Origin of the sequence: Paraburkholderia sp. IMGN_8, from assembly GCF_038050405.1 — a bacterium.
Classification (GTDB): domain Bacteria; phylum Pseudomonadota; class Gammaproteobacteria; order Burkholderiales; family Burkholderiaceae; genus Paraburkholderia.
Map to the genome: position 1 here is coordinate 2,208,666 of NZ_CP150900.1, position 26,620 is coordinate 2,235,285.

The window sequence follows — 26,620 nt, forward strand, 5'->3', positions numbered from 1 at the left end:
GATGCTTAACCGGTGCTTAAGCCTCCCATAAGCGTCCCCTAAGCATCGCATAAGCGTCCCTTAAGGAAAACATAAGCGTGGCATAAGGAAGCGTTAAGCTGACGAACAGGACAATGCGGCGACAATTCGGACAAACAGGACAGAGGAGAGGCCATGCGTCTGTTATTAGTCGAAGACGACGACATGATTGCGGAGACCGTATTGGGCGCCATGCGCCGCGCGGGCTATGCGATCGACTGGGCTGAAGACGGCCGCGCCGCGGAACTGTCGCTCGGCAACGGCGTGTACGACCTCGTGCTGCTCGATCTCGGCTTGCCGAAGAAAGACGGCATTGAGGTGCTGAATGCATATCGCAAGGCCGGCGGTGCCGCGCCGGTGATTATCCTGACCGCGCGCGACGCGGTGGACGAACGGATTCGCGGCCTCGACGCGGGCGCTGACGATTACCTGATCAAGCCATTCGATCTCGACGAACTCGCCGCGCGCGTACGCGCATTGTTGCGGCGGCGCACCGGCCAGAAGCAGCCTGTGTATGCGCATGGCGAGCTCACACTCGACCCCGCCGCGCACGAGGTGACCAAGGACGGCGAGCCGTTGCCGCTCGTGCCGCGCGAATTCGCGCTGCTGCAGGCGCTGATCGAGGAGCCGACGCGCGTTTTCACCAAGGCCGAGCTGGAAGAAAAACTGTACGGCTGGGGTGAGGAAGTGGGCAGCAACACGATCGAGGTGCATGTGCACAGCTTGCGGCGCAAGATCGGCGCGGACCAGGTAGTGACCGTGCGCGGCGTCGGCTACCGCCTGAAGAGGTGCGGATGACGTCGATTCGCCGCTGGCTGCTGGGCTGGCTGATTTTCGGCATGGCAGCAGCCTCGGGCGTGGCCGGCTACGGCATCTTCCACACCGCGCGAGAAGAAGCGAGCGAACTGTTCGACTACGAACTGCGCACAGTGGCGTTGTCGTTGCCGTCGAACCTTCGGAGCACCGCGGACGGCGAGCATCACAGCCCCGATTTCGGCGATCTCGCCGACGACCGTGTCGTCATCGAAATCTGGGACCGCGCCGGCAACCTCATCTATCACTCGATGCAGGCGCCGGTGTTTTCGCGCCTGCAAGAAGGCTTCAGTACAGTCGAGCGCGGCGAGTATCACTGGCGCGCGTTTGGGCTGCAGCAACCGGACCGCTATATTCAGGTCGCGCAACCGGTGTCCGTGCGTGAAGATCTCGCACTGACGCTTGCACTGCATACGCTGTGGCCGCTTGCCTTGCTGGTGCCGGTGACGATCGTGCTGGTGCTGCTGGTGGTCGCACGCGGGCTCGCACCGATTGGCGGGCTGTCTCGCGCGCTGTCGACCCGCTCGATCGATTCGCTGGAGCCGTTGCATCTGGACGGCGCCGTGCCGGTCGAAATCCGGCCGCTGGTCGAGGCGCTCAATGATTTGCTGCAGCGGTTGAGTACTGCATCGCAGGCGCAGCGCACCTTTATCGCCGATGCCGCGCACGAGTTGCGTTCACCGCTGGCCGCGCTGAAGCTGCAGCTGCAGGCCGCCTCGCGCGATGGCACGTTAAAGGGCGAGGGGCAGGCGCTGGAGCGTGTCGAGGGGCGGGTCAACCGGATCATCCATCTGGTGCAGCAGTTGTTGACGCTGGCGCGCGAGGATGCGCATCCGGTGACGTCGATGGTGCCGGTGAGTTTGCGCCGGATCGGCGAGCAGGCTGTTGGGGATTTTTCGCTGCTTGCCGAAACCAAGGAGATCGATCTCGGGCTCGAGTGCGAGCAGGCGCGCACGCCAGGCGACGCTTATACGGTGCTGGCCGAGCCGCATGGGATGAGTGTGTTGTTGGGCAATCTGATCAACAACGCGATTCGGCATACGCCGCGGGGCGGCAAAATCGATGTGATTTTGAAGCGGTCTGGAGACCGCGTGGGGCTCGAGGTGGTGGATAGTGGCTCTGGTATTCCTGAGCCTGAGCTCGAACGTGTTTTCGATCGGTTTTATCGTGGGGAGGAGGCGCAGGGCGAGGGGAGCGGGTTGGGATTGGCGATTGTCGCGCGGATCGCGAAGAGGCATCAGCTTTCGCTGGCATTGCGGAATAATGTTGGGCGGAGTGGGTTGTGTGTTTCTGTTTTTGGCCTGACGGCGTATGGGGTTGAAGCTGCGGTGGCGGTGAAAAGTTGATGTTTTTTGCCTTCGCGGCGCTTTGGGTGTGTGCCTATGGCGTTGGCCTTTCCTTGATTTGTTAGTGGTTTATTAGCGTCGCCCCTGTGCGGGGCAGGCACTTACTTTCTTTGCCGCCGCAAAGAAAGTAAGCAAAGAAAGCCGCTCAAATCGCTAATTCTTAAGCGGGTCCCCTGGCTTGGAGGAGGCAGTGGAGCATCTGGAATCAGTGTTCTCGCACACTCCGCCCCGGTGACAAGGCAGTCATTCTTCCCGCCTCGCACTGCGTGCTCGCCGGAACGGTCCGCAAGGGAAACCCGCGGCTTCGTTTGCACGCGGTCGGGGCCATCGGCTTCGCCTCGGCGAAGCACTGAAGCTTGGGAGCGCGAGCCACTATGCCGGGCGAAACGTTGCCGCTGAAACCGGCAGGCGGTTTCGCGAAGTACCACTGAGCGCCGAAACCCGCGGGCGGTTTGATGAGGTACCGTCGAGCGCCGAAACCAGCCGGTGGTTTGATGAAGTACCGCTACGGCGCGCGCAGCGCCGCCGGAAGTATGACTGCCTTGTCACTAGCGTGGAGTATGCGAGAACACTGATTCCAGATGCTCCACTGCCTCCTCCAAGCCAGGGGACCCGCTTAAAAATTAGCGGTGTGAAGCCGCTTTCTTTGCTTACTTTCTTTGCGGCGGCAAAGAAAGTAAGTGCCTGCCCCGCACAGGGGCGACACTAATAGACCACTAAGAAATCAAGGAAAGGCCACCGCCGCAGGCGCACAGCCAGAAAGCAACCCCACCACACTGCTACAATCTCCTCTTTCTCGATCGACTGTGTGCCATGGGTTTCGAACAACTCGCTGAACTGAAAAAGCAACTTGCTGCAGCACGAGCAGAAGCCGCGCCCGCCGCCAAGCCAGGTGCCAAGCCTGCGGCCAAGGCCGGAGGTGCCAAGCCCGGTGCCAAGCCGGACGCGAGGCCCGCTCGCAAGCCATCGCAGCCGCGCCGGGCTGCGCCCGCAGCCGCGCCGGACGCGAAGCCTGTCGACCCGGTGGTGAAGACGATCGGGAAACTACAGAAGCGCTTCCCCAATGTGTTTCCGAAGAATCCTGCGCCCAAGCTCCCGCTGAAGGTCGGAATCTTCGAGGATCTCGTCGTTCACGCTAAAGAATTGTCGTTGAGCGAAGCCGAGTTGCGCGACGCGATCAAGACGTGGTGTCGCGGCAGCCGCTACTGGAAATGCCTCGTCGAAGGCGCCGCACGAGTCGATCTGACCGGCAGCGAAGCCGGGCAGGTGACGGCGCAGGAAGCCGCCGGCGCGCAACGGCTGCAGGCGCATCGGGCAGCCAAAGCCGCGCCTAAAGCCGCCAACCCGACGGTCGCACTGCAGGCCGCTTCGCAGGCCAACCCGACGATCACATCGCCGGCCAACTCGCAGGCCAATCCGACGGTCACACCGCCGGCCGACTCGCCGACAAGCTCACCAATCGACACAGAGGTCTGACAGCCGGAACCCCGCCTAGGGGTGGCTGCCTTGCCTCGACGTCGCCCCGAGCCGGGCGCGCACGAAGCCGACATGCTCGCGCAGGACGTAAAAAGCATCGGCATATGCAAGCGGCATGCGCAACTGGTTCAGCGAGTCCTCGATATGATCGAGTTCGTGGAAGAGCGCTTTACGTTCTTCATCGCTCGAGTCGGCGAGCGCGCCGCGTTCGATCGCGATCAGCGAACCGTAGTATCGATAGATGCGCGAGCGTACGCGCCATCGGTAAAGCGCCGGTATCAACCGCATCGCCGGGAATAACAGCACGGCCATCGGCAGCAGCAGAACGAGTGTGCGGTCGCCGATGCTGGCCAGCCAGAACGGCAGGTTGCGATACAGAAAGCTTTTGCCGGTCTTGTAGTAGCGCTGCGCGTCTTCGCTGATCTGATATTCACGGGCGACCGGATTGGGGAATTCGCCCGCATGCTGCAAGAGGCCGGGCATGCCGTGAACCTCCTGCGCGGCTTCGATCACCAGGTCGGAGATGGCCGGGTGCAAATTGGCGCGGGCGACGATCTCAACAGTCGGGCTGACCAGGTGGACGGTTTCGGGTGGGACCCTGTGCTTGAGATCCAGCACGCCGGGTGGCAGGTCGATCTGATCGAGATACGGGAAGAGACGCGCATACGCGCTCGCTTCGTCGAAGTTCATCACGGAGACGCCGGGCACCTTCAGGAGTCTGAGCATCAGGCCACGGGTCGCCGAGTCGCCGTTCAGGATCGCGGCGTCGACATCGCCTGCAACCAGTTGCGTGGCGGCCTGCAATCCGTCGCTCGGCACCAGCACGGTGGCGCCGCCAGGCTCGATACCGTTTGCCTCCAGCAGCTTGAGCGCCAACAGGCGAGTGCCGCTGCCTTCGCGGCCGATCGCAATCCTTTTGCCTTCCAGTTGTGAAAGCTGGGTCACGCCCGTGCCGCGATAGAACACCACTACCGGTATATAGAAAACGCTGCCGAGCGACATCAGCGATGAAGTATCCATGCCATCCGCCACCCCGCCTTGTACGAGAGCGAGATCGACATGCTGTTTGGGGTCTAGCAGTCGATGCAGGTTTTGCACCGAGCCATCGGATTCCAGCACCTTCAGCGTGATGCCGTTGCGGGCGAGAATTTTTTTGTATTGCTCGGCGGCGACCAGGAATGAACTGTCGTGCGGGCCCGCGCTCATCGCGATCGTTTTTGGCGGCGCCGGATCGATCAGCCAGACGACCAGCGTGACCATCAACACAACGAGCGCGGCGACGATCGCATACGGCAAGGTGTGATCCCGCCATTCGGCATGCGATTGATCGCCTGGAAAATTCGGGGGACGCGGGCGATGCGGTTTCATGGGCACTCCGTGCCGGTAGCCGGATGGTGTATTTTCCACCGTCCGGTGGGGGACGCGGTTGGCAGTTTGCTCTATTGATCTATGAATGTCGTGTATTGCGATGGTTTTTTTGTTTGCCTACGGCGTTGGGGTTTTCTTTGGTCTTTTGCCCTTTGCGGTGGCGTTCTTCTGTATGCCTGCGGCGTTGGCCTTTCCTTGTTTTGTTATTGGTTTATTAGCGTTCCCCCTGTGCGGGGGGCACCTACTTTTCTTTGCCGCCATGTCCGCGGTCTGTACACGCCGTGCAAAGAAAAGTAGGCAAAAGAAAGCGGCTCAAACCGCTAATTTTTAAGCGGGTCCCCTGGCTTGGAGCTCAGGATTACCCACATCTGTGCCGGGATAGCGCTTGTAAACAGCTTGAGGTGGTGTTAACTTGAGGCACCGCCACAGGAACCAGACGCAATTGCCTTCGACCGAGAATCAGGATGACCAGGACGACTGGGCCGACATCGAATTCGGTGCGGCAAATCTGGGCGATGCCCGTTTGACGAATCGGCTCGTTGCACTGGCACGCCGGCTTGCCAGCACACCGGACTGCTCGTTTCCACGCTCCATGGATGCCGCCGAACTCAAGGCGGCCTATCGCTTCTTCGATAACGACCAGGTCGATACGGACGGTGTGCTTGCACCTCACGTAGACCAGACGCTCAAGCGCATGACCCAGGTGCCAGTCGTGCTCGCGGTGCAGGACACAACCGAATTCAACCTGACGCATCTGGGCGCGACCGAAGGCCTGGGCTACGGCACGGGCAACCAGTCGCGCGGCTTCATGCTGCACAGCCTGCTGGCCGTGACACCGGAAGGCCTGCCGCTCGGCGTGCTGGGCATGAAGACGTGGGTGCGCGATGACGCAGATCTGGGCCGCAGGCGTCAACGCTCAAAGCGCGACTTCAATGACAAGGAAAGCGTTAAATGGGTTGAGGGTCTGAACCATCTGGCAGCCCTTAAGACCCGATGTCCCGATACGCGCATGGTGGGCGTGGGCGACCGCGAAAGCGACGTCTATGAAGTGTTCGTGGCCGAGCGGCCTGCTGGCGTAGACTGGCTCATTCGTGCGGCATGGGACCGTCGGACGGCGCACCCCGAGCGTTATCTCTGGGACACGGTGACGGCGAGCGCCCCCTTGGGCGAAATCGAGCTGGAGTTGCCGGCACACCGCAACATGGCCCGGCGCATTGCGCGTCTGACGCTGCGTTGCACGCAGGTCAGCCTGATTGCACCACCCAGAGCGTCGACCAAAGGCACCGGGCGCGCCCGGCTCACCCCGGTGGAGGTGTTTGCAATCCACGCACTTGAAACCGATCCGCCAGCGGGCGTCGAGCCGCTCGAGTGGATGCTGCTCAGCTCTGTGCCCACGCTCACGCTGAGCGATGCACTTGAACGACTCGAATGGTATGCACGTCGCTGGACGATCGAATCGTGGCATCGTGTGCTCAAAAGCGGCTGTCGGATCGAGGCGCGCCAGTTCGGCAATCTTGAACGGTTCGTCCGCGCGACCGCGCTATTTGCAGTGATCAGCTGGCGAATCATGTACGCCACGCTGCTGGGTCGGGCCGACCCGGATCTGTCGTGTGAAGTGCTACTTCAGCCCGACGAATGGCGCGCGCTTTACTGCCGCGCCAACCGCACCTCAAAACCACCGGTGGCAACGCCTTCGCTAGGCGAAGTCGTACTGTGGATCGCCAAACTCGGCGGTTATCTGAACCGTAAGCATGATCACCCGCCCGGGCCCACCGTCATGTGGCGAGGGTTCCTGGTCCTTCACGAAATCACCGAGATGTACCGGATCTTTAGCCAGGACGGGTGATTCACATCACGAGATGTGGGTAATCCTGAGGGCTTGGAGGAGGCAGTGGAGCATCTGGAATCGGTGTCCTCGCACATTCAGTGTGAGTGACAAGGCAGTCATCCTTCCCGCCTCGCACTACGTGCTCGCCGGAACGGTCTGCAAGGGAAACCAGTGGCTCCGTTTATGCGTGGTGGGGACCATCGGATGCGCCTCGGCGATGTGCTGGTTGGAAATAAGGTGGGGGTAAGGCTGGCTTGATGTGCTTGCGAATGTGGCGCTGCACGCAATGTAGAAACTCACAAATGGACAGACCGCAGGTCACGGCACAGACAAGACCGTGCACGCCAGAATCACCCGCCGGTTTGGTGAAGCACCGCGTCGGCGCGCGCAGCGCCGCCGGAAGTATGACTGCCTTGTCACCTGCGCGGAGTGTGCGAAGACACAGATTCCAGATGCTCCACTACCTCCTCCAAGCTAGGGGACCCGCTTAAGAATTAGCGGTTTGAGCCGCTTTCTTTTGCCTACTTTTCTTTGCGTGTACAGAAAAGTAGGTGCCCCCCCGCACAGGGGGAACGCTAATAAACCAATAAGAAAACCAGGAAAGGCCAACGCCGCAGGCATACACCCATAGCGCCGCGCAGGCAAAAAAAACAAAAATCAATCCGCGGTACGCTTATCAGCCAGCGCATTCTGGCAATCGGCAAAAACCTGCCTCACTAACCGCGCTTGCGGATCCAACTCATCCGTATCAAGGATTTCCTCAACAGCATCCCGCGCCCATTCGGTATCGACAAACCGCGCGTGCCGGCGCGCTATCTCCAGCGCAAGCGCCGACAACTTGGCCACGCTCAGCCAGTCCGCCTCCCGCATCCGGCGGTCCAGCCATTTATGCGCCGCCTGCACATGAAACGCCGCGTCAGGCCAGTCCTCATTCAGGTAGTAAGCACCCAAGCTCCCGCATGTGAGCCAACACAACAGCTCCAAACGGTCCCGTGGACTTAAATGGTGGCGTACATCACTCATGGCGACGCTCGCGGCTGTAAATTGCGTTCAGGTCAGGCCGGCGCACCACCGGCCCCTGCTTACATCAACAATATCACGCACTGTTGCACAGCGGAAATATACAAAATGCAGCCATCGTTCATACGATTTCGGATCAGAGACACTGCGCGCGCAAACACGTCGCGGCATGACTCAGATCGCGCTCGATCGCACGTCGCACCTCCGCCGCGTTGCGTGCCTTCGCTGCATCCAGCAACGCGTCGTGCGCGTCGTTGAGCGTGCCGGCAAACCGCGCGTCGCCAAATAGCAGGTTCGAAATCGGCCCCACCTGGAGCCATACCGTTTCGATCAGCTCCAGCAAAAGGGGCGAGCCGCTCGCGCGGTAAAGAATTAGATGAAACGCCTCGTTGGCGTCGAGGTAGCCCTTGGCGTCGGCCGCCGGCAACGCCCGCGCCATCTCCTCGTTCAGTTTTTCCAGCATATCCAGATCGTGCCCCGTGAGGTGCGGGACGCCCAGTTCGGCGGCCTGGCCTTCGAGAATCAGCCGAACACGCAACACGTCGTCGAATTGCGCCTTGGACAGACGCGGCACCGTCACGCCGCAATTGGGCACGTTCACCAGCGCCGATTCGGCCGCGAGGCGTTGCAAAGCGGAACGCACCGGCATCTCGCCCACGCCGAGTTCCGCCGCGACGTGACGGATCTTGATGCGCTCGCCCGGCACGAAGCGGCCGATCGTCAGCCACTGCCGCAGCGTTTCGTACGTCTCGTCCTGCAGCGTGTGATGGCGCGATGTTTTCATAAAACTCGATGCATAAACGCAAAAGGCCGTCAGTTTAGCGCCGCTCGCGCTCGGTCACAGGCTCAGGTCAGCTCGGTGAGGCAAGCGTCGAACGCGGCAATCAGCCGGTCGACGTCGGCCGCCGTTGTGTCGGGGCACACCAGGATCATGTTGTGAAACGGTGTAATCAGAACGCCGCGATTGAGCAGGTACAAGTGCACGATATGTTCGAGTGCAGGGTCGAGTTGCCGGCCGGCTTCAGTGCCGTTGCGCGGCGGTGTCGCGGAGAACTGGAATTCGGTGCGGGCGCCGACGCGCGTCACGCACCACGCCAGGCCGTGACGCGCGATCACGCTTTTGAGGCCGGTCTCGATGCGTTCGGCGAGCCCGAACATGTGCTCGTAGGCGGCGTCGGTCATCACCTCGGCAAGCGTCGCGCGAATCGCGCTCATCGCCAACGCGTTCGCGGTCAGCGTCGTGCCGATGCCGGAGTGGCCTGGCGGCGCGCTGCGCTTGGCCTGCTGCGCGCGGTTCGCCAACCCGGCGCTAAAGCCGTACACCGCGCACGGAAAGCCGCCGCCGACCGGCTTGCCGAGAATGAACAGGTCGGGCTCGATGCCGTGCGCGACCGAATAGCCGCCCGGACCACAACTGATGGTGTGGGTTTCGTCGATCGCGAGCAGCGTGCCGTAGCGGTGCATCAGCGCCTGCGCCGCGCGCCAGTAGCCCGCTTCCGGCAGCACCATGCCGATGTTGGTCATCGCGGGTTCGGCCAGCACGCAGGCGACGTCGCCGTCCTTCAGCGCATTTTCCAGCGCGGCGAGGTCGTTGAATTCGATCACGCGCGTGTAGTCGAGCAGATCGTGCACCTGGCCGATCAGGCTGTCGCGCTGCATCGGTTTTCCGTCGACCAGGTCGACGAATACGTCGTCCACCGTGCCGTGATAGCAGCCGTTGAACACCACAATCTGTTTGCGGCCGGTCGCCGCCCGCGCCCAGCGCAGCGCGAAGCGATTGGCGTCGCTGGCGGTCATCGCGAACTGCCAGTAGGGCAGGCCGAAGCGGCGCGCGAGTTCTTCGCCGACCCACGCGGCGTCTTCGCCCGGCAGCATGGTGGTTAGGCCGCGTTCAGCCTGCGCAGCCAGCGCGCGCGCCACCGGCGCGGGTGAGTGGCCGAACATCGCGCCGGTGTCGCCGAGGCAGAAGTCCGCATAGCGATGGCCGTCCACGTCGGTAAACGTTGCGCCGCGCGCCTGGTCGACATAGAGCGAGAAAGGGGTCGACCAGTCGTTCATCCAGTGCAGCGGCACGCCGAACAGCAGATGCCGCGCCGCGCGTTCCGACAGCGCGCGCGACTTCGGCATGGCCTTGGCAAACGCGCTGCGTTCGCGTTCGAGCAGCGCTTGCGCTCGCTCCCAGTTGACGCCTTGACGGGTATTCAATCGAGTCTCTTCCGATGATGGTTTCATACAACGCTCACGCTCGCGCCCGCGCTCAGACGAGCAGTTGCAGATGCTCGCGTTCCCACGCGGTAATGCCCTGCGAGAAGGTTTCGAACTCCTTTTCCTTCACCGAGCAATAGGCCTGCACGAAGTTTTCGCCCAGCACATCCGCGAGTTCGGTGCAGGTGGACAGCGCCTTGAGCGCATCTTCGAGACCGCGCGGCAATTCGTATTCGAGGTCGTAAGCGCTTTCGACCATCGGTGCCGACGCCTCCTGCTGCTCGACCATGCCGAGATAGCCGCAGGCGAGGGTGGCCGCCATCGCGAGGTAGGGATTCACGTCGACGCCGGGGACGCGGTTTTCCAGCCGCCGCCCGTCCGGTCCGGAGTTCGGCACGCGAATGCCGCAGGTGCGGTTGTCGTAACCCCAGCGCACGTTGATCGGCGCGGCCGTGAAGCGTGACAGGCGGCGGTATGAGTTCACGTAGGGCGCGAACATCGGCATCGCCTTCGGCATGTACTTCTGCAAGCCGCCGATGTAGTTGAAAAACAGCGGGCTGGCCGTTCCGTCGGGCAGCGAAAAGATGTTCTTGCCGGTCTGGCTGTCGACGATGCTCTGGTGAATGTGCATCGCGCTGCCCGGTTCGTGCTCCATCGGTTTCGCCATGAAGGTCGCGAAAATACCGTGACGGAAGGCGGTTTCGCGCACCGCGCGTTTGAACAGGAACACGCGGTCGGCGAGATCGAGCGCGTCGCCGTGAGAAAAGTTGATCTCCATCTGCCCGGCGCCGACTTCGTGCACCAGCGTCTCGACACCGAGATGCGTCAGCTCGCAGAAGCGCGACAGGTCCTGGAAGAACGGATCGAATTCGTTGACGGCGTCGATCGAAAACGACTGGCGGCCGGCTTCGTGACGACCCGCGCGGCCGAGCGGCGGGCGCAGCGGTTCATGCGGATTCTTGTTCTGCGCGATCAGGTAGAACTCCATCTCCGGCGCGACGACCGGGCGCCAGCCCTTTTCTTCATACAGCGCGAGCACACGCCGCAACACCGCGCGCGGCGAGATCCCGATCGGCTTGCCGTCAAGACCGACACAATCGTGGATGACCACCGCAACCTGTTCGATGGCCCACGGCACGAGCCGAACGGTGTTCGGGTCGGGAATGCAGACCATGTCGGGATCGCTCGGCCCGACGAAACGGTCGAAATCCGCGAACTCGCCATTGACGGTAATCATCAGCAGCGCGTTCGACATGTGCATCTTGCCTTCCGACAGAAACAGATTTTTCGGCACGATCTTGCCGCGCGCGACGCCAGTCATGTCCGGTATCACGCATTCCACTTCGTGGATCCGGTGATGCTCCAGGAATTCACGTAGGTCGTCGCGTAGGTCGCTTTGCAAGGTTGACTCCAGTCGGTTGATGAAGACGGCGCGCAGCGCTGCCGCGCGATAAGCCGTCTGCCGGGGAAAGCTGGACGTTTTGCATCATGAGATTTGATCAAATCATCGCACGGAAATCCCCTTTTGGGAAATTTGATCAAATATGATCGCTTCGTCGAGTGTTCTGAGAGCCGCTCATGACCGATGCACCGTCTTCGCAGCGCCCGTCGCCGGCCCAGCGTGTCGCGACCTTGCATACGATTGCCGCCGCCGTGTCGCTGCTGGACCGGCAGGGGATCGACGCCGGCGTGCTGCTGGCGACGGCGAACACCGTACCCTGGAGGGTCGATCCTGAACATCGTATCCACATCACCAACCTGCCGGGCGGATTCGAGCAGGAAGCATTCTGAGGAGACAAACCATGTTGACTGTGTATAGCGACCGGCACCATCTGCATCACGGCCATGCCGAATTGATCGACGGCGAAATGAAGCCGTGCTTCGAGATGCCGAGCCGCGCCGATTTCGTGCTGGAGCGAGTGCGCGAAACGCGCCTTGGCGAAGTGACTGCACCCGCATCGTTCGGGCTCGACCCGGTGCATCGGGTTCACGACAAGGGCTTCATCGCGTTTCTCGCGAGCGCATGGGACGAATGGCGGGCGCTTGGCCGCGAGCACGACGCGCTGCCGCTCGTGTGGCCGGTGCGCGGCATGCGCCAGGACCGCGTGCCGGACGATATCGACGGCAAGCTCGGCTACTACGCAATGGATGCCGGCGTGCCGATCACTTCCGGCACCTGGGCGGCCGTCAGCGACGCGGTGGATGTCGCGCTGACCGGCGCGCGCCATGTGAGGGAGGGCGCACGCGGTGCATTCTCGTTGTGCCGGCCGCCTGGGCACCACGCCGCGGCGGACTATATGGGCGGCTACTGCTACATCAACAACGCGGCCGTGGCGGCGCAGTCGTTCCTCGATGCGGGCGCGAAGCGCGTGGCGATTCTCGATGTCGACTATCACCACGGCAACGGCACGCAGAGCATTTTTTACGACCGTGCGGATGTGCTGTTCGCGTCGCTGCATGCCGATCCGCGCGTCGAGTATCCGTACTTTCTAGGCTATGCCGACGAGACCGGTGCAGGTGCGGGGCTCGGCTATAACGCCAATTTTCCGTTGGCGCCGGGCACAGCGTGGCCGGCGTATTCGACGGCGCTCGACGCGGCTTGCGCGCGCGTGGCGGCTTATGCGCCGGATGCGCTGGTGGTGTCGCTCGGCGTCGATACCTTCGAGGAAGATCCGATCTCACAGTTCAAGCTGCGCAGCGTCGACTATCTGCGCATGGGCGAGGCGATCGGCCGTCTCGGCAAGCCGACGCTGTTCGTGATGGAGGGAGGCTATGCGGTCGCGGCGATCGGTGTCAATGCGGTGAATGTGCTGGCCGGTTTCGAATCGGTGTGATCGACTACCTGTGCGGCAGTCAGTCCCGACAGCCTGGCTGCCGCACAATAATTGCGGCATTGCAGTACGGTTTCAGGAAAAAGACAACTGCGTGCTTCAGTCCCGCCTGACACTGCCGTCACCGCCTCAGCGGCCTGAAGAATTTGCGGATTTCAGCCGCGAGCAACGCAGGCTCCTCCATCGCCGCAAAGTGGCCGCCACGCGGCATGTCGGTCCATTGCACGACATTGAATGTCCGTTCGAGCCAGGAGCGTGGCGGCTGACTGATCTCCTTCGGGAAGCGCGCGAAGCCAACCGGCGGTGACACACGTTGGCCGGCCGCGAAGCGCATCGGTTGGAGCCGGTTCTCCCAATACATGCGGATCGCGGAGCCCATGCTCTGTGTGTGCCAGTAAAGCGAGATGTTGGTGAGAAGCTCATCTCGCGAAAATGCCTGCTCGATCTGACCGTCGCAATCGCTCCACGCGCGAAACTTCTCTGCAATCCATGCGGCCAGTCCTACCGGCGAATCGTTGAGCGAGTAAGCGAGCGTCTCCGGTTTGGTGCTGTGCATATGCGCATAGCCGCCTTCAAGCGCCGCCCATTGCTCCTTCGTGCGCAGAAAATCCTGTTCGTCCTGTGTGAGCGGAGCTTGTCCCGCATCGCGTGAAGGTTCGTATGAGCCCGGCAGAAAATTCAGGTGGACGCCGTCCACGTTCTGCGGATGTCGAAGCGCGAGTGCAATCGATACCCCGGCGCCAAGGTCGCCGCCTTGTGCGCCGAAGCGGTCATATCCCAGGCCACGCATCAGCGACACCCATAGATCGGCCACTTGGAACGCGGAAGTGCCGGGTTTTGTGGGCGCCTGCGAGAAGGCGAAGCCCGGCAGCGACGGCACGACGACATCGAATGCGTCTTCCGGTTGCGCACCAAATGCGGCGGGGTCGCACAACTGGTCGAGCAGGGCGTAAAACTCGAAGAACGATCCCGGCCAGCCGTGCGTGATCACAAGCGGATAAGGCTTCGGGCCGACGCCCCGGCGATGCGCGAAATGCACGCGTTGAGCGTCGACCTGCGCGACGAATTGCGGCTGAAGGTTCAGGCGGTGCTCGGCTGCGCGCCAGTCGAAACCGTCGGCCCAGTACTGCACGAATTCGCGCAGCCAGCCGGAATCGACGCCTTGCTGCCACGGATCATACGGCCCCGCAGGCGCCCAGCGCGTCTGGCGCAGGCGTTGACGAAGGCCGTCGATCTCTTCGTCTGGAACGGAAATGCGAAAGGGCTCGATGTGCATGCTATCTCTCCGAAAGCCGTAAACGGCCGCTGGCGTATTGACCCGATAGGATCAGAGAATAGCTTCTGAGCAAAATTTCCGCTGAAGGGCGGCCCACCGCAGCCAGTGCGCAAATATGCAGCGGCGCCTCGGTGCAACGACAGGACTCAGCCGAGATCGCCGCCGCCGACCGGCAACACCGTACCGGTGATATACGAAGCCTCGTCCGACGCGAGAAAAAGAATCGCACCGACCTGTTCGTCGATCGTTCCATAGCGGCGCATCAAACTGGACGAGATCGTCTGATCGACGATGTCCTGATACCATCGCGCCTCCTGCTCGCTCTGCGGCGCGGTGTTGCGCGGCACTTTACGCGGCGGCGCCTCGGTCCCGCCGGTGGCGACAGCGTTCACCCGGATGCCGTCCTCCGCATGCTCGAACGCGAGGCTCGCGGTCAGCGCATTCACGCCGCCTTTGGACGCCGCGTACGGCACGCGATAAATGCTGCGCGTCGCAATCGACGAGACGTTGACGATTGCACCGCGCTGCCGTTCGATCATCGTGGGCAGCACGGCACGGCAGCACCAGAGGGTAGGGAATAGCGACCGGCGCACCTCGGCTTCGATCTGGGCTTCCTCGTATTCCTGATACGGCTTCGCCCAGATCGTCCCGCCGACATTGTTGACGAGCGCATCGATCCTGCCAAAGGCATCGAGCGCGGCCCGCGTCATCGCGCAGGCTCCGGCGTAGGTTTCCAGATCGGCGACGACCGCGAGCGACAACCCACAGCCGAGCCCGGCAATCTCCGCCTCCACCTCGTGCACGAGTTCCGACCGGTCGGTCAGTACCACGATGCCGCCTTCAGCCGCCGCGCGCAACGCGACGCCGCGGCCGATCCCTTGCGCCGCGCCGGTCACGACGACGACTTTTTCTTCAAAGCGCTTGCGAGTATCCATGGCCATTACGCGACACTGCTCGCGGAAAACTTCTCGTAATAGAAATGCGCAGGCGTGATGCCGCTGTCGCGCAACCAGTTTTGTACGGCGTCGACCATGGCGACCGGTCCGCACAGGTAGACGTCGACATTGCCGTCGTTGAGCCATGCGGGGTTCACATGTTCCGTCACATAGCCTTTGCGGGCATGGCTGCTTGCGGCGTCCGCCACGCACGTGCGGTATTCGAACTGCGCGAGCGTGCGTTGCGCTTCGTCGAGTTGGGCGGTGGCGACGAGGTCGATGTCGTGTGTCACGCCATAGATCATTCGCACCGGTTGCGTGCTGCCGTTCGCAGTCAGCACCTGAAGCATCGAGAGGAACGGCGCGATGCCGGTGCCGCCCGCGAGAAACAGAACCGGCCGAACCGGCTCGCGCAAATAGAAGCTGCCGTAGGGGCCGGAGAACGTCATGCGCTGTCCCGGCTGCGCTTCGTCGTTCAGGTAACGGCTCATGCGCCCATCCGGCACGTTGCGCACCACGAATGCGGCACGCGCGGCGCCCGGCGCCGAGCTGAACGAATAGGAACGGAAGGCGTCGCTGCCGGGGATTTCCACGTTGACGTACTGGCCGGGAAGAAAGCCAAGCTGGCCCGGCTGATCGATGTCGATCGCGAAATGGATGGTCGAGTCCGTCAGCTTGTCGACTGATGCCAGCTTGCCCTCGTGCCGGGACACCCCCGTCTTGCACGCCGCCGACGATGCCGGCACGCGGATCACGCAATCCGAGCGCGGACGCGTCTGGCATGCGAGGACATAGCCCTGGGCCGCTTCGTCCGCGGTGAGTGCGTCGTCGATATAGCTCGAGGCGGGCAGATCGTATTCGCCCGATTCGCAGAAGTTGCGGCACGTTCCGCAGGCGCCGTCGCGGCAGTCCAGCGGAATGTTGACCTGCTGCCGGTACGCGGCGTCGGACAGTGTTTCGTTGTCGCGGCAGGTGATGAAGCGGGTCACGCCATCTTCGAATTGAAGTGCAATGCGATGTTCCATGTGCTGCTCCTGAAGCTGCTCCCGAACCACGTCCGCTCAGATGTGGTAGATATCGATAACCTGATTGATGTAGTCGTTTTTCAGCACGACATACTTGTTCAGGATCTGCGGCTGCTCGCCCGAAAAGTCGATGACGTAGCGCGACATGCCGAAGTAGCTGTAGTTCGTCTTGTAGCGATGGCTCAGCGTGTGCCAGTTGAAGCGCACGGTATGAATGCCGTTCTGTTCGCTTTCCAGCTCCACGTTGCTGATGTTGTGGCTCGTACGCGTGTCGGGCATCGTCGCGCTCGAGCGCTCGGTCTTGATGCGGAACACGCGGTCTTCGAGCCCTTGCCGGTTCGGGTAGTAGATCAGCGAAATTTCGGTTTGCGGGTCGGTGACGAGCTTGTCTTCGTCGTCCCATGACGGCATCCAGAACACCGCGTCAGTGTGATAACAGGTGAGCCATTCATCCCATTGCTCGTCGTCGAGCAGTCGCGCTTCGCGATAGAGGAAAGCCTGGAGATCGGCGATCGTGATCGTCTTCATGCGATGTCTCCTTGCGTGGGCAGTGTCAATACTCCGGCAGTCGCTTCTTTCACTGCTTCTTTCATCGTTTCAACCCAATAGCGGTGCTGTACGGTGTAAAGCCCTTCGTCTTCGGTCTTGACGCCGCTCATCACCGGCTTGAGGCCGATCTTTTGTGCTGCCTCGTCCGGACCGTCGATCCAGTGCTGCGAGCCGCGGCACATGTCGTTCCATTCGAGCGAACGGCCCGCATAGCCTTGCTGGCAGGCGCGAAACTCTTCGAGATCGTCGGGCGTCGCCATGCCGCTGACGTTGAAGAAATCCTCGTATTGACGGATACGGCGCGCACGCGCTTCCGCCGATTCACCCTTGGGGGCGATGCAGTAGATCGTGACCTCGGTCTTGTCGACGGCGAGCGGGCGCAGCACGCGAATCTGCGAGCCGAACTGATCCATCAGATATACGTTCGGATAGAGGCACAGGTTGCGCGAGTTCTGGATCATCCAGTCGGCCGTCTCACTGCCGCAGCGCGCGGCAAAGGCGTCGCGCTGACTGAAGTTCGGCCTGTCCTCCGGATTGGCCCAGCGTGACCACAGCAGCATATGGCCGTGTTCGAATGCATAGAAGCCGCCGCCTTGCCGTCCCCAGTTGCCCGCATCCATCGCCCGGACCTTGTCTTCGCGGGCGTTCTCCTGCTTGCGATGGTTGGTCGTCGCGGCATAGTTCCAGTGAACCGCCGACACGTGATAGCCGTCGGCGCCGTTTTCGGTCTGCAGTTTCCAGTTTCCTTCGTACGTATAGGTGGAGGCGCCGCGCAACACCTCGAGTCCGTCTTCCGACTGGTCGACGATCATGTCGATGATCCGCGCGGCCTCGCCCAAGAACTCGTGTAGAGGCAAGACATCGCCATTCAGGCTGCCGAACAGGAAGCCGCGATAGCTTTCGAAGCGCGCGATCTTCTTGAGGTCGTGCGAGCCTTCCTTGTTGAAGCAGTCGGGATAGCCGGCGTCTTCGGGATCCTTGACCTTCAACAGCTTGCCGCTGTTGTTGAACGTCCAGCCGTGGAACGGGCAGGTATACGTGGCCTTGTTGCCGCGCTTGTGGCGGCAGAGCATCGCGCCACGATGCGTGCACGCATTAATGAAAGCGTTGAGCTCGCCTTGCCGGTTGCGCGCGATCACGACCGGCTGACGGCCCACGTGAGTGGTGTAGTAGTCGTTGTTGTTCGGGATCTGGCTTTCGTGCGCGAGGTAAATCCAGTTGCCCTCGAAGATATGCTGCATCTCGAGTTCGAACAGTGCCTGGTCGGTGAACGCGCTACGGTGCAGGCGAAAATCGCCGCGCGCTTTGTCTTCCACCAGGAAGTCGTCGATGCTGGTAAGACGCGGTGTGCGGTCGGGATAAATCGGAATCATGCTTGTCTCCTGAATCGTCGTCGCAGACACACCGCCTGGCGCGTGTTCGCCATGCGGTGCGCTGCCTCTGCCATCGGACGTATTTGGTGTGTAATGCCTGAAAGGTATAATTTGAAGAGGTTTCAGGCGTAGGTGCAGGATAGTGGCCGCTGCTTTGGCGCGTCCAACACCGTTTTAGTATCGGTTCTATATCCAAAAGGTATGGCCATGGAATTGCGCCATTTGCGCTATTTCGTTGCGGTCGCGGAGGAGCGCAATTTCACGCGTGCCGCCGAGCGGCTGCATATCGCGCAGCCGCCGCTTAGCCGGCAGATTCAGCAACTCGAGGATTCGCTCGGCGTGCAGTTGTTCGAGCGCAGCGCGCGCCCCCTCAAACTGACCGATACGGGGCGTTTCTTCTATTCGCATGCGGTGCAACTGCTCGCTCAGTCGGCCGAGTTGGAGTCGATGACGAAGCGGGTGGGGAAGATCGAGCGCAGCCTGTCAGTCGGTTTCGTCGGTTCGACGCTGTACGGCATGTTGCCGAAAATCATCCGGCGCTTTCGCGATGAGAACAGTGCGGTGGAGTTGAGCCTGCACGAGCTGTCGACGATGGACCAGATCAAGGCCCTGAAGGAAGGCCGCATCGATGTCGGTTTCGGCCGCATCCGGCATGAAGATCCGAGTATCCGCCGGGTGGTGTTGCGCGAAGAGCGGATGATCGTCGCGCTGCCGGTGGGGCATCCGCTGTCGGTGTCGAAGACCGCACTGTCGCTGCATGATCTGCTTGGCGAGACCTTGATCATTTTCCCCAAGGCGCCGCGTCCGAGCTACGCGGACCAGGTGCTGGCCGCTTTTCACGACCGGTCGTTGAAGCCGCATCGTATTTACGAAACGCGCGAGCTTCAGATCGCGCTCGGACTCGTTGCCGCGGGCGAGGGCATTTCGATTGTGCCTGGCAGCGTCTACGGATTGAAACGCGATGACGTCAGCTATGTCGGTCTGGACGATGCGAACCTGGTGTCGCCGATCATTATGAGCATACGCATGCTCGACGAGTCCGAAGACATCGCCGCGATGCTCAAGTTGATCTATGCGCTCTACGTGGAGGAGCAGATGGAGTATTTGCCGCCGCACGAACGGTGATTATTGGGCGTTGAGCGAGGAGGTCGAGCTCGGATTTCGTCCGGGTATCTCATGCTTTCAGTTTTCGATTGGCCTGCGATTCTGCTTTCGAAAACGACTGCGCGATGCTTACGGATTCATCTCCGCAGAAGCCTTCTGCGCGTCACCGCCTGACTCACCTACAATGGCCGTTTTTTCGACGTAGATTGAAGGCTCAACAATGCGAGTATCGAAAATCGCGCTGGCTTTGCTGACGGCGTGTTTCACTTTGAACACGAGCGCCGAGATGACGGCGGCGCAGTACAAGCAATGGGCGCACGCGGACAACAACTCCATCTACGCTGCGTACATCACCGGCACGATCAATGCGCTGGGATGGGCAAACGGGGATCTGGTGTCGAGGAAACGACCGCCGCTTTTCTGTGCACCGGAAAATCTGGCAATCGGCAACCAGAATGTGTACCCGCTGCTCGACCAGTTTTTCACCAACCACCCCGGCATTTCAGACGACTTTCCGGTTGGCCTCGCGATACTTCGGTCGCTTCAGGCGGCGTTCCCCTGCTGATACGGGAACGCCTCACGCCTTGTGGCGCAGAGCCTCAACCCTGAACGATGTTGGGAATCTGCACGTCGGGATTCACGTCGGCTTCATAGTTCACCCCTGCGATCTCAAAGCCGAAGAGGCGCAAGAATTCCGTCTTGTAACCGCTAAAGTCGGTGAGTTCGTAGATCGTGTCGCTGGTGACCTGATTCCAGAGCTGCTGGACGCGCGCTTGCACGTCCGGATCGAGTTCCTTGTAGTCCGCACGCAGGCGGCCTTCGTCATCCACGTGTGGCGACGTGCCGTACAGGCTGTCCTTGTAGAGCCCGTAGACCTGCTCGATGCAGCCTTCGTGCGTGCCTTTCTCCTTCATGACTTTGAAGAGCAGCGACAGATACAGCGGCATCATCGGGATGGCGGAGCTCGCCTGGGTGACGACCGCCTTCAGCACCGCGACACGCGCATCGCCGCCTCTCGCCGCCAGTTTCTCGCGGATGCCGAGCACCTTCCGGTCCAGGTCCTTCTTGGCCGCGCCGATGGAGCCGTTCCAGTAAATGTCGTGCGTGATCTTTTCGCCGAGATAGGTGAAGGCGGTCGTCTTCGCGCCGTCGGCCAGCACGCCGGCGTCGAGGAGGGCGTCGATCCACATCTGCCAGTCTTCGCCGCCCATCACGGCGACTGTGTTGTCGATTTCGCTTTGCGTCGCGGGTTCCAGAACGGTTTCCTTGACGACTTCCTTGTCGGTGTCGATGCCACGCAGGTTGACGGTCTTGCCGACCGGCTTCAACGTCGAGCTGAAAACTTCTCCGGTCTTGGGGTGAGTGCGTTTCGGCGCGGCAAGACTGTAGACCACCAGGTCGACCTGACCGAGATCGCGCTTGATGACCTCGATGGTGCGTTGTTTGATTTCGTCCGAGAAAGCATCGCCGTTGATGCTCGTCGCGTACAAGCCCTTGGCGGTGGCAAATTTCTCGAAGGCGGCGGTGTTGTACCAGCCCGCTGTGCCGGGTTTGGTTTCATTGCCGGCGCGCTCGAAAAACACCCCTAGTGTGGCGGCATCGGAACCGAACGCGGCGCTGATGCGGGCTGCCAGGCCGTAACCGGTCGATGCGCCGATCACCAGCACTTTCTTCGGGCCGTTGGGAATGGGACCGCGCGCGGTGACGTAGTCGATCTGTTCCTTGACGTTGGCTTCGCAGCCGGTGGGATGCGTAGTCACGCAGATGAAGCCACGCACGCGTGGTTTGATGATCATGAAGCTCCCCTGTTGTGTGGATTGCCGACATTATATTTGGAGGCGGGAGGTTTTCTTGCGGAGCACTGTTGGTTGTACGCCTGCGGCGGTGGCTTTTTCTTGGTTTTTTTTGCGTGCGCGGCGCTTATGGTCTGTACGCCTGCGGTGTTGGCCTTTCCTTGATTTGATATTGGTTTATTAGCGTCGCCCCTGTGCGGGGCAGGCACTTACTTTCTTTGCCGCCGCAAAGAAAGTAAGCAAAGAAAGCGGCTTCACACCGCTAATTCTTAAGCGGGTCCCATGGCTTGGAGGAGGTAGTGGAGCATCTGGAATCGGTGTTCTCGCACATTCTGCGCTGGTGACAAGGCAGTCATACTTCCTGCGGCGCTGCGCGCGCCGTGGCGGTACTTCACAAAACCATCTTCTCCTTTTGCACTCGCGTTGCTCCCGGCGCATTGCCCGCCTTTGCATCGCCAATCCTTACCTTTGTGCTGGCGTTTCGCTCTGAATTCTAGTTCTCACTTGCATAGAGCAACACTTCGCCGAGGCGGAGCCGATGACCCCCGCCAAACCAAAGCGAAACCACTGGTTTCCCTGGCAGACCCGTCCGCGACGCACTCAGTGCGAGGCGGGAAAAATGACGCCGGAGGCGCACACGCCCCATTGGTGTTGAGAAGTACCGCCACGGCGCGCGCAGCGCCGCCGGAAGTATGACTGCCTTGTCACCAAGGCGGAGTGTGCGAGAACACCGATTCCAGATGTGCCACTACCTCCTCCAAGCCAGGAGACCCGCTTAAGAACTAGCGGTTTGAGCGGCTTTCTTTGCTTACTTTCTTTGCGGCGGCAAAGAAAGTAAGTGCCTGCCCCGCACAGGGGCGACGCTAATAGACCAATAACAAAACAAGGAAAGGCCAACGCCGCAGGCGTACAACCAAAAGCGCCGCGTAGGCAAACAAGATCAAGAAAATCCCACCACCGCAGTGGCATACAACCAAAACCGCCGGACAGGCAACCAGAATTGGTACGATGCAGGCTTTCCGCCTGACGGTAAGCAAGTGTGAAACGCCTCATCACGCAGTTTTTCGAGTTCTGTGCAAGAAGGCTGGCCGAGTTCCCGCCAATCGCCGCCGAGGCGCTCCGGCGCGTCCGGCACCCCACGTGGCGCGGCGTGGCACTGACATGTGCCGCTGTGCCGGCGCTGCTGTTCCTCTATGTGCTGATCCTGATTCCGTTCACCCCGAGCATCGGCGACATCCGCAAAGCCAAGGTAGAACAGCCGGCCCAGGTGCTTTCGGCGGACGGCAAATTGCTTGCCGAATTCAAGCCGTCCAATCGCGAGTGGGTGAAGCTCGCGGATATCTCCCCGCACGTGGTGGACGCCTTGATTGCCACGGAAGACCACCGCTTCTACCAGCATTTCGGCCTCGACTGGCGGCGCACCGCATCGGCCGCGCTGCACACGTTTTCCGGCGACCGCCAGGGCGGCTCGACCATCACACAGCAGCTCGCCCGTAACCTCTATCCCGACGAAATCGGCCGCGCCCCCACGCTGACCCGCAAGCTGAAGGAGGCGATCACCGCCTTCAAGATCGAGGCGCTCTACACCAAGAACGAGATCCTCGAGACGTATCTGAATACGGTGCCGTTCCTCTACAACGCCTATGGCATCGAGATGGCGGCGCGTACCTATTTCGACAAATCGGCCGCCGAACTGAATGTGCTGGAAAGCGCGACGCTCGCCGGCATGCTCAAGGGCAACAGCTACTACAACCCGGTGCTGAACCCCGAGCGCGCCTTGCAGCGCCGCAACACCGTGCTTGGGCAGATGCTCAAGTACGGCAAGCTGACGCAATCGGCCTACGACACGCTGAAGCGCCGTCCGCTGCGAATCGATTTCGAGCGGCAAACCGAGCCGCCTGGACCCGCGCCACATTTCGCGCAGCAACTGCGCAAATGGCTCGCCGCATGGGCTGATCGCAACGACTACAACATGTATTCCGATGGACTGGTGGTGCGCACCACCATCGATTCGCGCTTGCAGACCATGGCCACCCAGGCCGTGGTGTGGCAGGGCAACCAGTTGCAGGGCATCGCCAACTCGGCATGGGGAACGCGCTCGGGGTGTGCGGGCGGCCGGGACCTGTTGCAGGTTTTTCTGCGCGAGACGCCTGACTATCGCGCAGTGAAAGACTCGGGGATGACGGACGACGAAGCGTTGAAACGGCTCTCATCCGATCGCCGTCTGGTGCAGTCGGTTTGCGAGAGCAAGACCCGGGTCCAGGCGGATTTTCTCGCGCTGGATCCGCGCAATGGGCAGATCAAGGCATGGGTCGGCAGCCGCGACTTCAGCCAGGATCCGTTCGATCATGTGCAGCAGGCGCGGCGCCAGCCGGGCTCGACCTTCAAGCCGTTCGTCTATGCCGCGGCATTCGAAGACGGCGCCAAACCTGCCGATACGTTCGTGGACAAGCCCGTCGAAATCCCGCTGGCGGGCGGCGAGATCTGGCGGCCGAGCGACGAAGACGAGCCGAGCGGCCGCGCCATCAGTCTGCGCGACGGTCTCGCTTATTCGCGCAACCGGATTACCGCTCAGCTGATGGAGACAGTCGGTCCGGCCAAGGTCGCGCGGCTGGCTCGCGCAATGGGCGTGCGCGACAGCGAGCTCGATCCGGTGCCGTCGCTGGCATTGGGCACGAGCCCCGTGACGCTGAAGGAAATGGTGTCGGCCTACGGCACGATCGCCAACATCGGCGGCTATGTGGAGCCGGTGATGGTCACACGCATCGAAGATCGCAAGGGCGAAGTGCTGGCCGAGTTCGCGCCCGCGTCACCCAGACAGGAATTGCCGGCCGACGCCGCTCGAACGCTGGTGGACGTGATGCGCGACGTGATCAGCCGGGGGACGGGTTCGAGTATCCGCAGCCGCTTCGGCGTGCGCGGCGATGTCGCCGGCAAGACGGGCACGACGCAGGGCAATGCCGACGGCTGGTTCATCCTGATGCATCCGCAACTCGTGGCCGGCGCGTGGGTCGGCTTCAACGACAGCCGCGTGACGCTGCGCAGCGACTATTGGGGCCAAGGGGCGCACAGCGCATTGCCGATCGTCGGCGATTTCTTCCAGCGCGTGCAGAGGTCGAGGTTGGTCGACGTCCGCGCCAGGTTCGCGACTGAGCAGGAGCCGGGCAGGTTTGCCGAACTGTCGGGCAAGATCCGCGCGTGGTTCCAGCAGCTGTTTGCACCGGCCAAGCCTGAGGCGCCGGCTGCAAGCCGCAATACGACGCGCCGCGCGCCGGCTGTCGCCGCTGCCTCCGCGGCGTCCGCTGCGTCCGTTGAACCGTGGCCGATGCCGCAGCCGCCGCTCATTCCACAGGCGCCGGCGTCCGCGCCTCTGCCGGCCGGCGAGCACATCGACGGACAGGCGCCCGCAGGCGGCGAGCCTGCGTCCGCGCCGACGCCCACGCCGGATGACGTGACGCCGGCAGACGCGGGCAGCACGGCAAACGATCCTTCGAACGCGCCCGCCAGTACCGGCACATCGCCTTGAGGTTCGATCATCCTGGATACGCTGTAGTGGCCAGACGTACCACAGCGTTGGCGAGGCGCACACGTCACCCACGGCCGTGTGCGCCCCTTGCCGCGCCGGGACGCTACTCGCCCGGGCTATACAGATCGAGCAGCTTGAGCGTCACGCCGTTGGTCCAGCCGAAGCCGTCCTGCAACGGATACTCGCCACCGCCTCCGCCGCCGGTTCCCGCGCCTTCGACCACGTACTTCTCGACCAGCTTCTTGTCGGACGCATAGACGTCCTTGACGTCGGCGAGAAACCGCGTGCCGATCTGTTGCGCGAGCGCGTCCTGTCCATAACGCTTCAGACCTTCGACCGCAATCCAGTGCAGCGGCGCCCAGCCGTTCGGCGCGTCCCATTGCTGCGTCGTGTTGTAGGTGGTCGTCACGAGGCCGCCTGGCTGCAGAAGTGTCGATTGCACCTGCCTGGCCGTCTTCCGCGCACGTTCCGGCCATGCCACGCCCGCGAACAGCGGATACAGCATCGCCGCCGTCTTGTTGTCGCGTGGCTTCGCGAGCTGCCAGTCGTAGTCCCCGTAGTAGCCATTGGCATTCCACAGATAACGGTTGATGCCGACCGCCCGTTTTGCCGCGCGTTCGGCGAACTCGCCCACGCAGCGGAAATCGCGGGTTTCGCCACAGCCTCTCGCGATGGTCGTTTCAAGGTGGAACATCAGGCTGTTCAGATCGACCGGAATGATCGACGTGGTGCGGACCGTCGCGAGCGTCATGTTGTCGCCGAACCAGCGTGAGCTGAAATCCCAACCGCTCTCCGCGGTCGCGCGCAGTTCACGGTAGACCTCGTTTGGCGAGCGGCCCGTGGCTTGCTGCGCGGTCTTCACGTCTTCCAGATACGACTCGTCACGCGGGGTGTCGAGTTCGTCCCAATAGCGGTTGAGCACCGTCCGGTCCGGCATCACCACGACGTTGCGCGTCGCGTTGCCCGGCTGGGTCGAGTCGGCGCCTTGCATCCAGTACGCGTACTCCTTGCGCAAAGCGGGGAGATATTTCTGATAGACCTTGCCGCCTTCGACTTTCGCCGCGAGCGTCACCATGTACGAGAAGAATGGCGGCTGCGAACGGTCCAGGTAATACGTGCGATTGCCGTTCGGGATGTGGCCGAATGTGTTGATCTCATACGCGAAGTTGTCGAGCATGTTGTCGACGAGATCTTCGCGGCCGGCTTCCTGGAGTCCCAGCATCGTGAACCAGGTGTCCCAGTAGTAGCCCTCGCGGAAGCGTCCACCCGGCACGACATACGGTTTCGGCAAGGGAATCAGTGAACTGTTCGCCGGCGTGCTCGTCGTGGTGCGCGTGAGCGCGGGCCACAGCCAGTCGATGTGTTCGCGCAGCGTCTGATTCGGGGGTGGCGTGATGACCGGCTCGCTCGGCGGCGTGAAGTACTGGTTGACGAAGCTCGCCAGCGAAAAGCCTGGATTGTTCTTCTGCTGTTCGTACAACTGCACGATCGCGGCAGGGTCCGCATTCGGCGTTGCATCGACGAAGGTCTTCTGATCGGGATAGATCTGCGCGGTTTGCACGGCGACGAACAGGTCGCCGTACAGCACGCTCGGAGCAGGCGGAAGCGCTGCGCCGACTTGCGTGTCGGCGAAGCAAACGCTAGAGACACTGGTGAGGAATACCAAACCTGAAACGGCCGCCCGATGAACGCTTCGATGTCGAAGCGCGCCGGCTGCGAGGCGTGGCGAGGTCAGGGCGATAGCAATGTTGCGGCGGACTTGCGACGACTCAATCATGTCTCCTCCTGAGGAATGGACAACAGGATTGGTCTCCGGCGCGGCCTCTTATTCTTCTGACGATACTGAGGCGAAGGAAGGATCGCATAAAAACAGGCGCGCTTCAAACTTTCGTGCGCGGCGCGATGGACATGCCTGCCGCCGCACACGTCTGCCGCACAGCACAATTTCGGAACACAGCGTGCGCCGGCAGTGTGGAACGCATTGTTCCCAGCACGTCAGCTATTGCCAGACATTGCTGTTCAATCTCGTCACTCCATCCGACGAACATCTTCTCGCCGGTCAGGCGCTCTGCGCCTGCTCGTGCCTGGCCGCGCCTATTAGCGGCATCCGGCGCACGTTCGAGAAGTATGGCGC

The 26,620-nt window shown here is 61.9% G+C and carries 21 protein-coding genes; 9 read left to right on the top strand and 12 right to left on the bottom strand.

What is annotated here, in order from left to right:
- Positions 1-153 precede the first annotated feature (153 nt).
- From WN982_RS10320 to WN982_RS10330, 3 genes are all read left to right on the top strand, one after another.
- Positions 154-816: a response regulator gene (locus WN982_RS10320; protein ID WP_341315591.1), complete on the top strand. Its 663-nt coding sequence runs from the start codon at positions 154-156 to the stop codon at positions 814-816.
- A complete protein-coding gene (locus WN982_RS10325) occupies positions 813-2,177 on the top strand; it encodes an ATP-binding protein (RefSeq protein ID WP_341315592.1) in 1,365 nt (454 codons plus the stop codon). The genes WN982_RS10320 and WN982_RS10325 overlap by 4 nt, the downstream gene beginning before the upstream one ends.
- An 813-nt stretch (positions 2,178-2,990) precedes the next feature.
- On the top strand, positions 2,991-3,653 hold the full coding sequence (locus WN982_RS10330) for a ProQ/FinO family protein (RefSeq protein WP_341315593.1): 663 nt from the start codon (positions 2,991-2,993) through the stop codon (positions 3,651-3,653).
- A gap of 15 nt (positions 3,654-3,668) precedes the next feature.
- Here the strand turns inward: WN982_RS10330 and WN982_RS10335 are convergent, their stop codons facing one another.
- A complete protein-coding gene (locus WN982_RS10335) occupies positions 3,669-5,021 on the bottom strand; it encodes a TAXI family TRAP transporter solute-binding subunit (RefSeq protein ID WP_341315594.1) in 1,353 nt (450 codons plus the stop codon).
- 442 nt (positions 5,022-5,463) lie between these two features.
- Between WN982_RS10335 and WN982_RS10340 the strand changes: the two genes are divergently transcribed.
- Complete coding sequence (locus tag WN982_RS10340; RefSeq protein WP_341312775.1) at positions 5,464-6,867, top strand: IS4 family transposase; 1,404 nt, start codon at positions 5,464-5,466, stop codon at positions 6,865-6,867.
- 639 nt (positions 6,868-7,506) lie between these two features.
- Here WN982_RS10340 and WN982_RS10345 read toward each other — a convergent pair.
- The 4 genes from WN982_RS10345 to WN982_RS10360 form a co-directional block, all read right to left on the bottom strand.
- Positions 7,507-7,872: a hypothetical protein gene (locus tag WN982_RS10345; RefSeq protein ID WP_341315595.1), complete on the bottom strand. Its 366-nt coding sequence runs from the start codon at positions 7,870-7,872 to the stop codon at positions 7,507-7,509.
- A 133-nt stretch (positions 7,873-8,005) separates the two neighbouring features.
- Positions 8,006-8,653, bottom strand: coding sequence for a GntR family transcriptional regulator (locus WN982_RS10350; protein ID WP_341315596.1), 648 nt, complete (start codon positions 8,651-8,653; stop codon positions 8,006-8,008).
- A gap of 62 nt (positions 8,654-8,715) precedes the next feature.
- Positions 8,716-10,074: an aspartate aminotransferase family protein gene (locus tag WN982_RS10355; RefSeq protein ID WP_341315597.1), complete on the bottom strand. Its 1,359-nt coding sequence runs from the start codon at positions 10,072-10,074 to the stop codon at positions 8,716-8,718.
- Positions 10,075-10,126: 52 nt separating this feature from the next.
- Positions 10,127-11,476 (bottom strand): glutamine synthetase family protein, encoded by a 1,350-nt coding sequence (locus WN982_RS10360; RefSeq protein WP_341315598.1) that lies wholly within the window; start codon positions 11,474-11,476, stop codon positions 10,127-10,129.
- Between the two features lie 176 nt (positions 11,477-11,652).
- Between WN982_RS10360 and WN982_RS10365 the strand changes: the two genes are divergently transcribed.
- Together WN982_RS10365 and WN982_RS10370 are read left to right on the top strand one after the other, a co-directional pair.
- Positions 11,653-11,865, top strand: a complete 213-nt coding sequence (locus tag WN982_RS10365) for a hypothetical protein (protein ID WP_341315599.1) — start codon at positions 11,653-11,655, stop codon at positions 11,863-11,865.
- 11 nt (positions 11,866-11,876) lie between these two features.
- A complete protein-coding gene (locus WN982_RS10370) occupies positions 11,877-12,908 on the top strand; it encodes a histone deacetylase family protein (protein ID WP_341315600.1) in 1,032 nt (343 codons plus the stop codon).
- A gap of 118 nt (positions 12,909-13,026) precedes the next feature.
- Here the strand turns inward: WN982_RS10370 and WN982_RS10375 are convergent, their stop codons facing one another.
- From WN982_RS10375 to benA, 5 genes are all read right to left on the bottom strand, one after another.
- The gene (locus WN982_RS10375; protein WP_341315601.1) at positions 13,027-14,181 is read right to left on the bottom strand and encodes an epoxide hydrolase family protein; all 1,155 of its coding nucleotides are present in this window, start codon (positions 14,179-14,181) and stop codon (positions 13,027-13,029) included.
- Between the two features lie 146 nt (positions 14,182-14,327).
- Positions 14,328-15,116: a 1,6-dihydroxycyclohexa-2,4-diene-1-carboxylate dehydrogenase gene (locus WN982_RS10380; RefSeq protein WP_341315602.1), complete on the bottom strand. Its 789-nt coding sequence runs from the start codon at positions 15,114-15,116 to the stop codon at positions 14,328-14,330.
- A gap of 5 nt (positions 15,117-15,121) precedes the next feature.
- A complete protein-coding gene (benC, locus tag WN982_RS10385; protein ID WP_341315603.1) occupies positions 15,122-16,141 on the bottom strand; it encodes a benzoate 1,2-dioxygenase electron transfer component BenC in 1,020 nt (339 codons plus the stop codon).
- A gap of 36 nt (positions 16,142-16,177) precedes the next feature.
- Positions 16,178-16,669 (bottom strand): benzoate 1,2-dioxygenase small subunit, encoded by a 492-nt coding sequence (gene benB / locus WN982_RS10390; protein WP_341315604.1) that lies wholly within the window; start codon positions 16,667-16,669, stop codon positions 16,178-16,180.
- Positions 16,666-18,063, bottom strand: coding sequence for a benzoate 1,2-dioxygenase large subunit (benA, locus tag WN982_RS10395; protein ID WP_341315605.1), 1,398 nt, complete (start codon positions 18,061-18,063; stop codon positions 16,666-16,668). Before benA ends, benB begins: the two co-directional genes overlap by 4 nt.
- Before the next feature lie 207 nt (positions 18,064-18,270).
- Here benA and WN982_RS10400 point away from each other — a divergent pair, with 207 nt between their 5' ends.
- Both WN982_RS10400 and WN982_RS10405 read left to right on the top strand, forming a co-directional pair.
- Positions 18,271-19,188: a LysR family transcriptional regulator gene (locus tag WN982_RS10400; RefSeq protein ID WP_341315606.1), complete on the top strand. Its 918-nt coding sequence runs from the start codon at positions 18,271-18,273 to the stop codon at positions 19,186-19,188.
- 247 nt (positions 19,189-19,435) lie between these two features.
- Positions 19,436-19,732, top strand: coding sequence for a hypothetical protein (locus WN982_RS10405; RefSeq protein WP_341315607.1), 297 nt, complete (start codon positions 19,436-19,438; stop codon positions 19,730-19,732).
- Between the two features lie 34 nt (positions 19,733-19,766).
- Here the strand turns inward: WN982_RS10405 and fabV are convergent, their stop codons facing one another.
- On the bottom strand, positions 19,767-20,963 hold the full coding sequence (fabV, locus tag WN982_RS10410; protein WP_341315608.1) for an enoyl-ACP reductase FabV: 1,197 nt from the start codon (positions 20,961-20,963) through the stop codon (positions 19,767-19,769).
- Positions 20,964-21,999: 1,036 nt separating this feature from the next.
- On the opposite strand from fabV, the gene WN982_RS10415 reads away from it, so the two are divergent.
- Positions 22,000-24,486 (top strand): transglycosylase domain-containing protein, encoded by a 2,487-nt coding sequence (locus WN982_RS10415; protein WP_341315609.1) that lies wholly within the window; start codon positions 22,000-22,002, stop codon positions 24,484-24,486.
- Between the two features lie 103 nt (positions 24,487-24,589).
- Here WN982_RS10415 and treA read toward each other — a convergent pair whose 3' ends face one another.
- Positions 24,590-26,263, bottom strand: a complete 1,674-nt coding sequence (treA, locus tag WN982_RS10420; protein WP_341315610.1) for an alpha,alpha-trehalase TreA — start codon at positions 26,261-26,263, stop codon at positions 24,590-24,592.
- Between the last annotated feature and the right edge of the window lie 357 nt (positions 26,264-26,620).

Coding starts and splice junctions, on each gene's coding strand:
- WN982_RS10370 (WP_341315600.1), top strand. CDS start 11,877: ATGTTGACTGTGTATAGCGACCGGCACCATCTGCATCACGGCCATGCC.
- benB (WP_341315604.1), bottom strand. CDS start 16,669: ATGAAGACGATCACGATCGCCGATCTCCAGGCTTTCCTCTATCGCGAA.
- WN982_RS10345 (WP_341315595.1), bottom strand. CDS start 7,872: ATGAGTGATGTACGCCACCATTTAAGTCCACGGGACCGTTTGGAGCTG.
- benC (WP_341315603.1), bottom strand. CDS start 16,141: ATGGAACATCGCATTGCACTTCAATTCGAAGATGGCGTGACCCGCTTC.
- WN982_RS10335 (WP_341315594.1), bottom strand. CDS start 5,021: ATGAAACCGCATCGCCCGCGTCCCCCGAATTTTCCAGGCGATCAATCG.
- WN982_RS10380 (WP_341315602.1), bottom strand. CDS start 15,116: ATGGATACTCGCAAGCGCTTTGAAGAAAAAGTCGTCGTCGTGACCGGC.
- WN982_RS10365 (WP_341315599.1), top strand. CDS start 11,653: ATGACCGATGCACCGTCTTCGCAGCGCCCGTCGCCGGCCCAGCGTGTC.
- WN982_RS10330 (WP_341315593.1), top strand. CDS start 2,991: ATGGGTTTCGAACAACTCGCTGAACTGAAAAAGCAACTTGCTGCAGCA.
- WN982_RS10350 (WP_341315596.1), bottom strand. CDS start 8,653: ATGAAAACATCGCGCCATCACACGCTGCAGGACGAGACGTACGAAACG.
- benA (WP_341315605.1), bottom strand. CDS start 18,063: ATGATTCCGATTTATCCCGACCGCACACCGCGTCTTACCAGCATCGAC.
- WN982_RS10400 (WP_341315606.1), top strand. CDS start 18,271: ATGGAATTGCGCCATTTGCGCTATTTCGTTGCGGTCGCGGAGGAGCGC.
- WN982_RS10325 (WP_341315592.1), top strand. CDS start 813: ATGACGTCGATTCGCCGCTGGCTGCTGGGCTGGCTGATTTTCGGCATG.
- treA (WP_341315610.1), bottom strand. CDS start 26,263: ATGATTGAGTCGTCGCAAGTCCGCCGCAACATTGCTATCGCCCTGACC.
- fabV (WP_341315608.1), bottom strand. CDS start 20,963: ATGATCATCAAACCACGCGTGCGTGGCTTCATCTGCGTGACTACGCAT.
- WN982_RS10375 (WP_341315601.1), bottom strand. CDS start 14,181: ATGCACATCGAGCCCTTTCGCATTTCCGTTCCAGACGAAGAGATCGAC.
- WN982_RS10320 (WP_341315591.1), top strand. CDS start 154: ATGCGTCTGTTATTAGTCGAAGACGACGACATGATTGCGGAGACCGTA.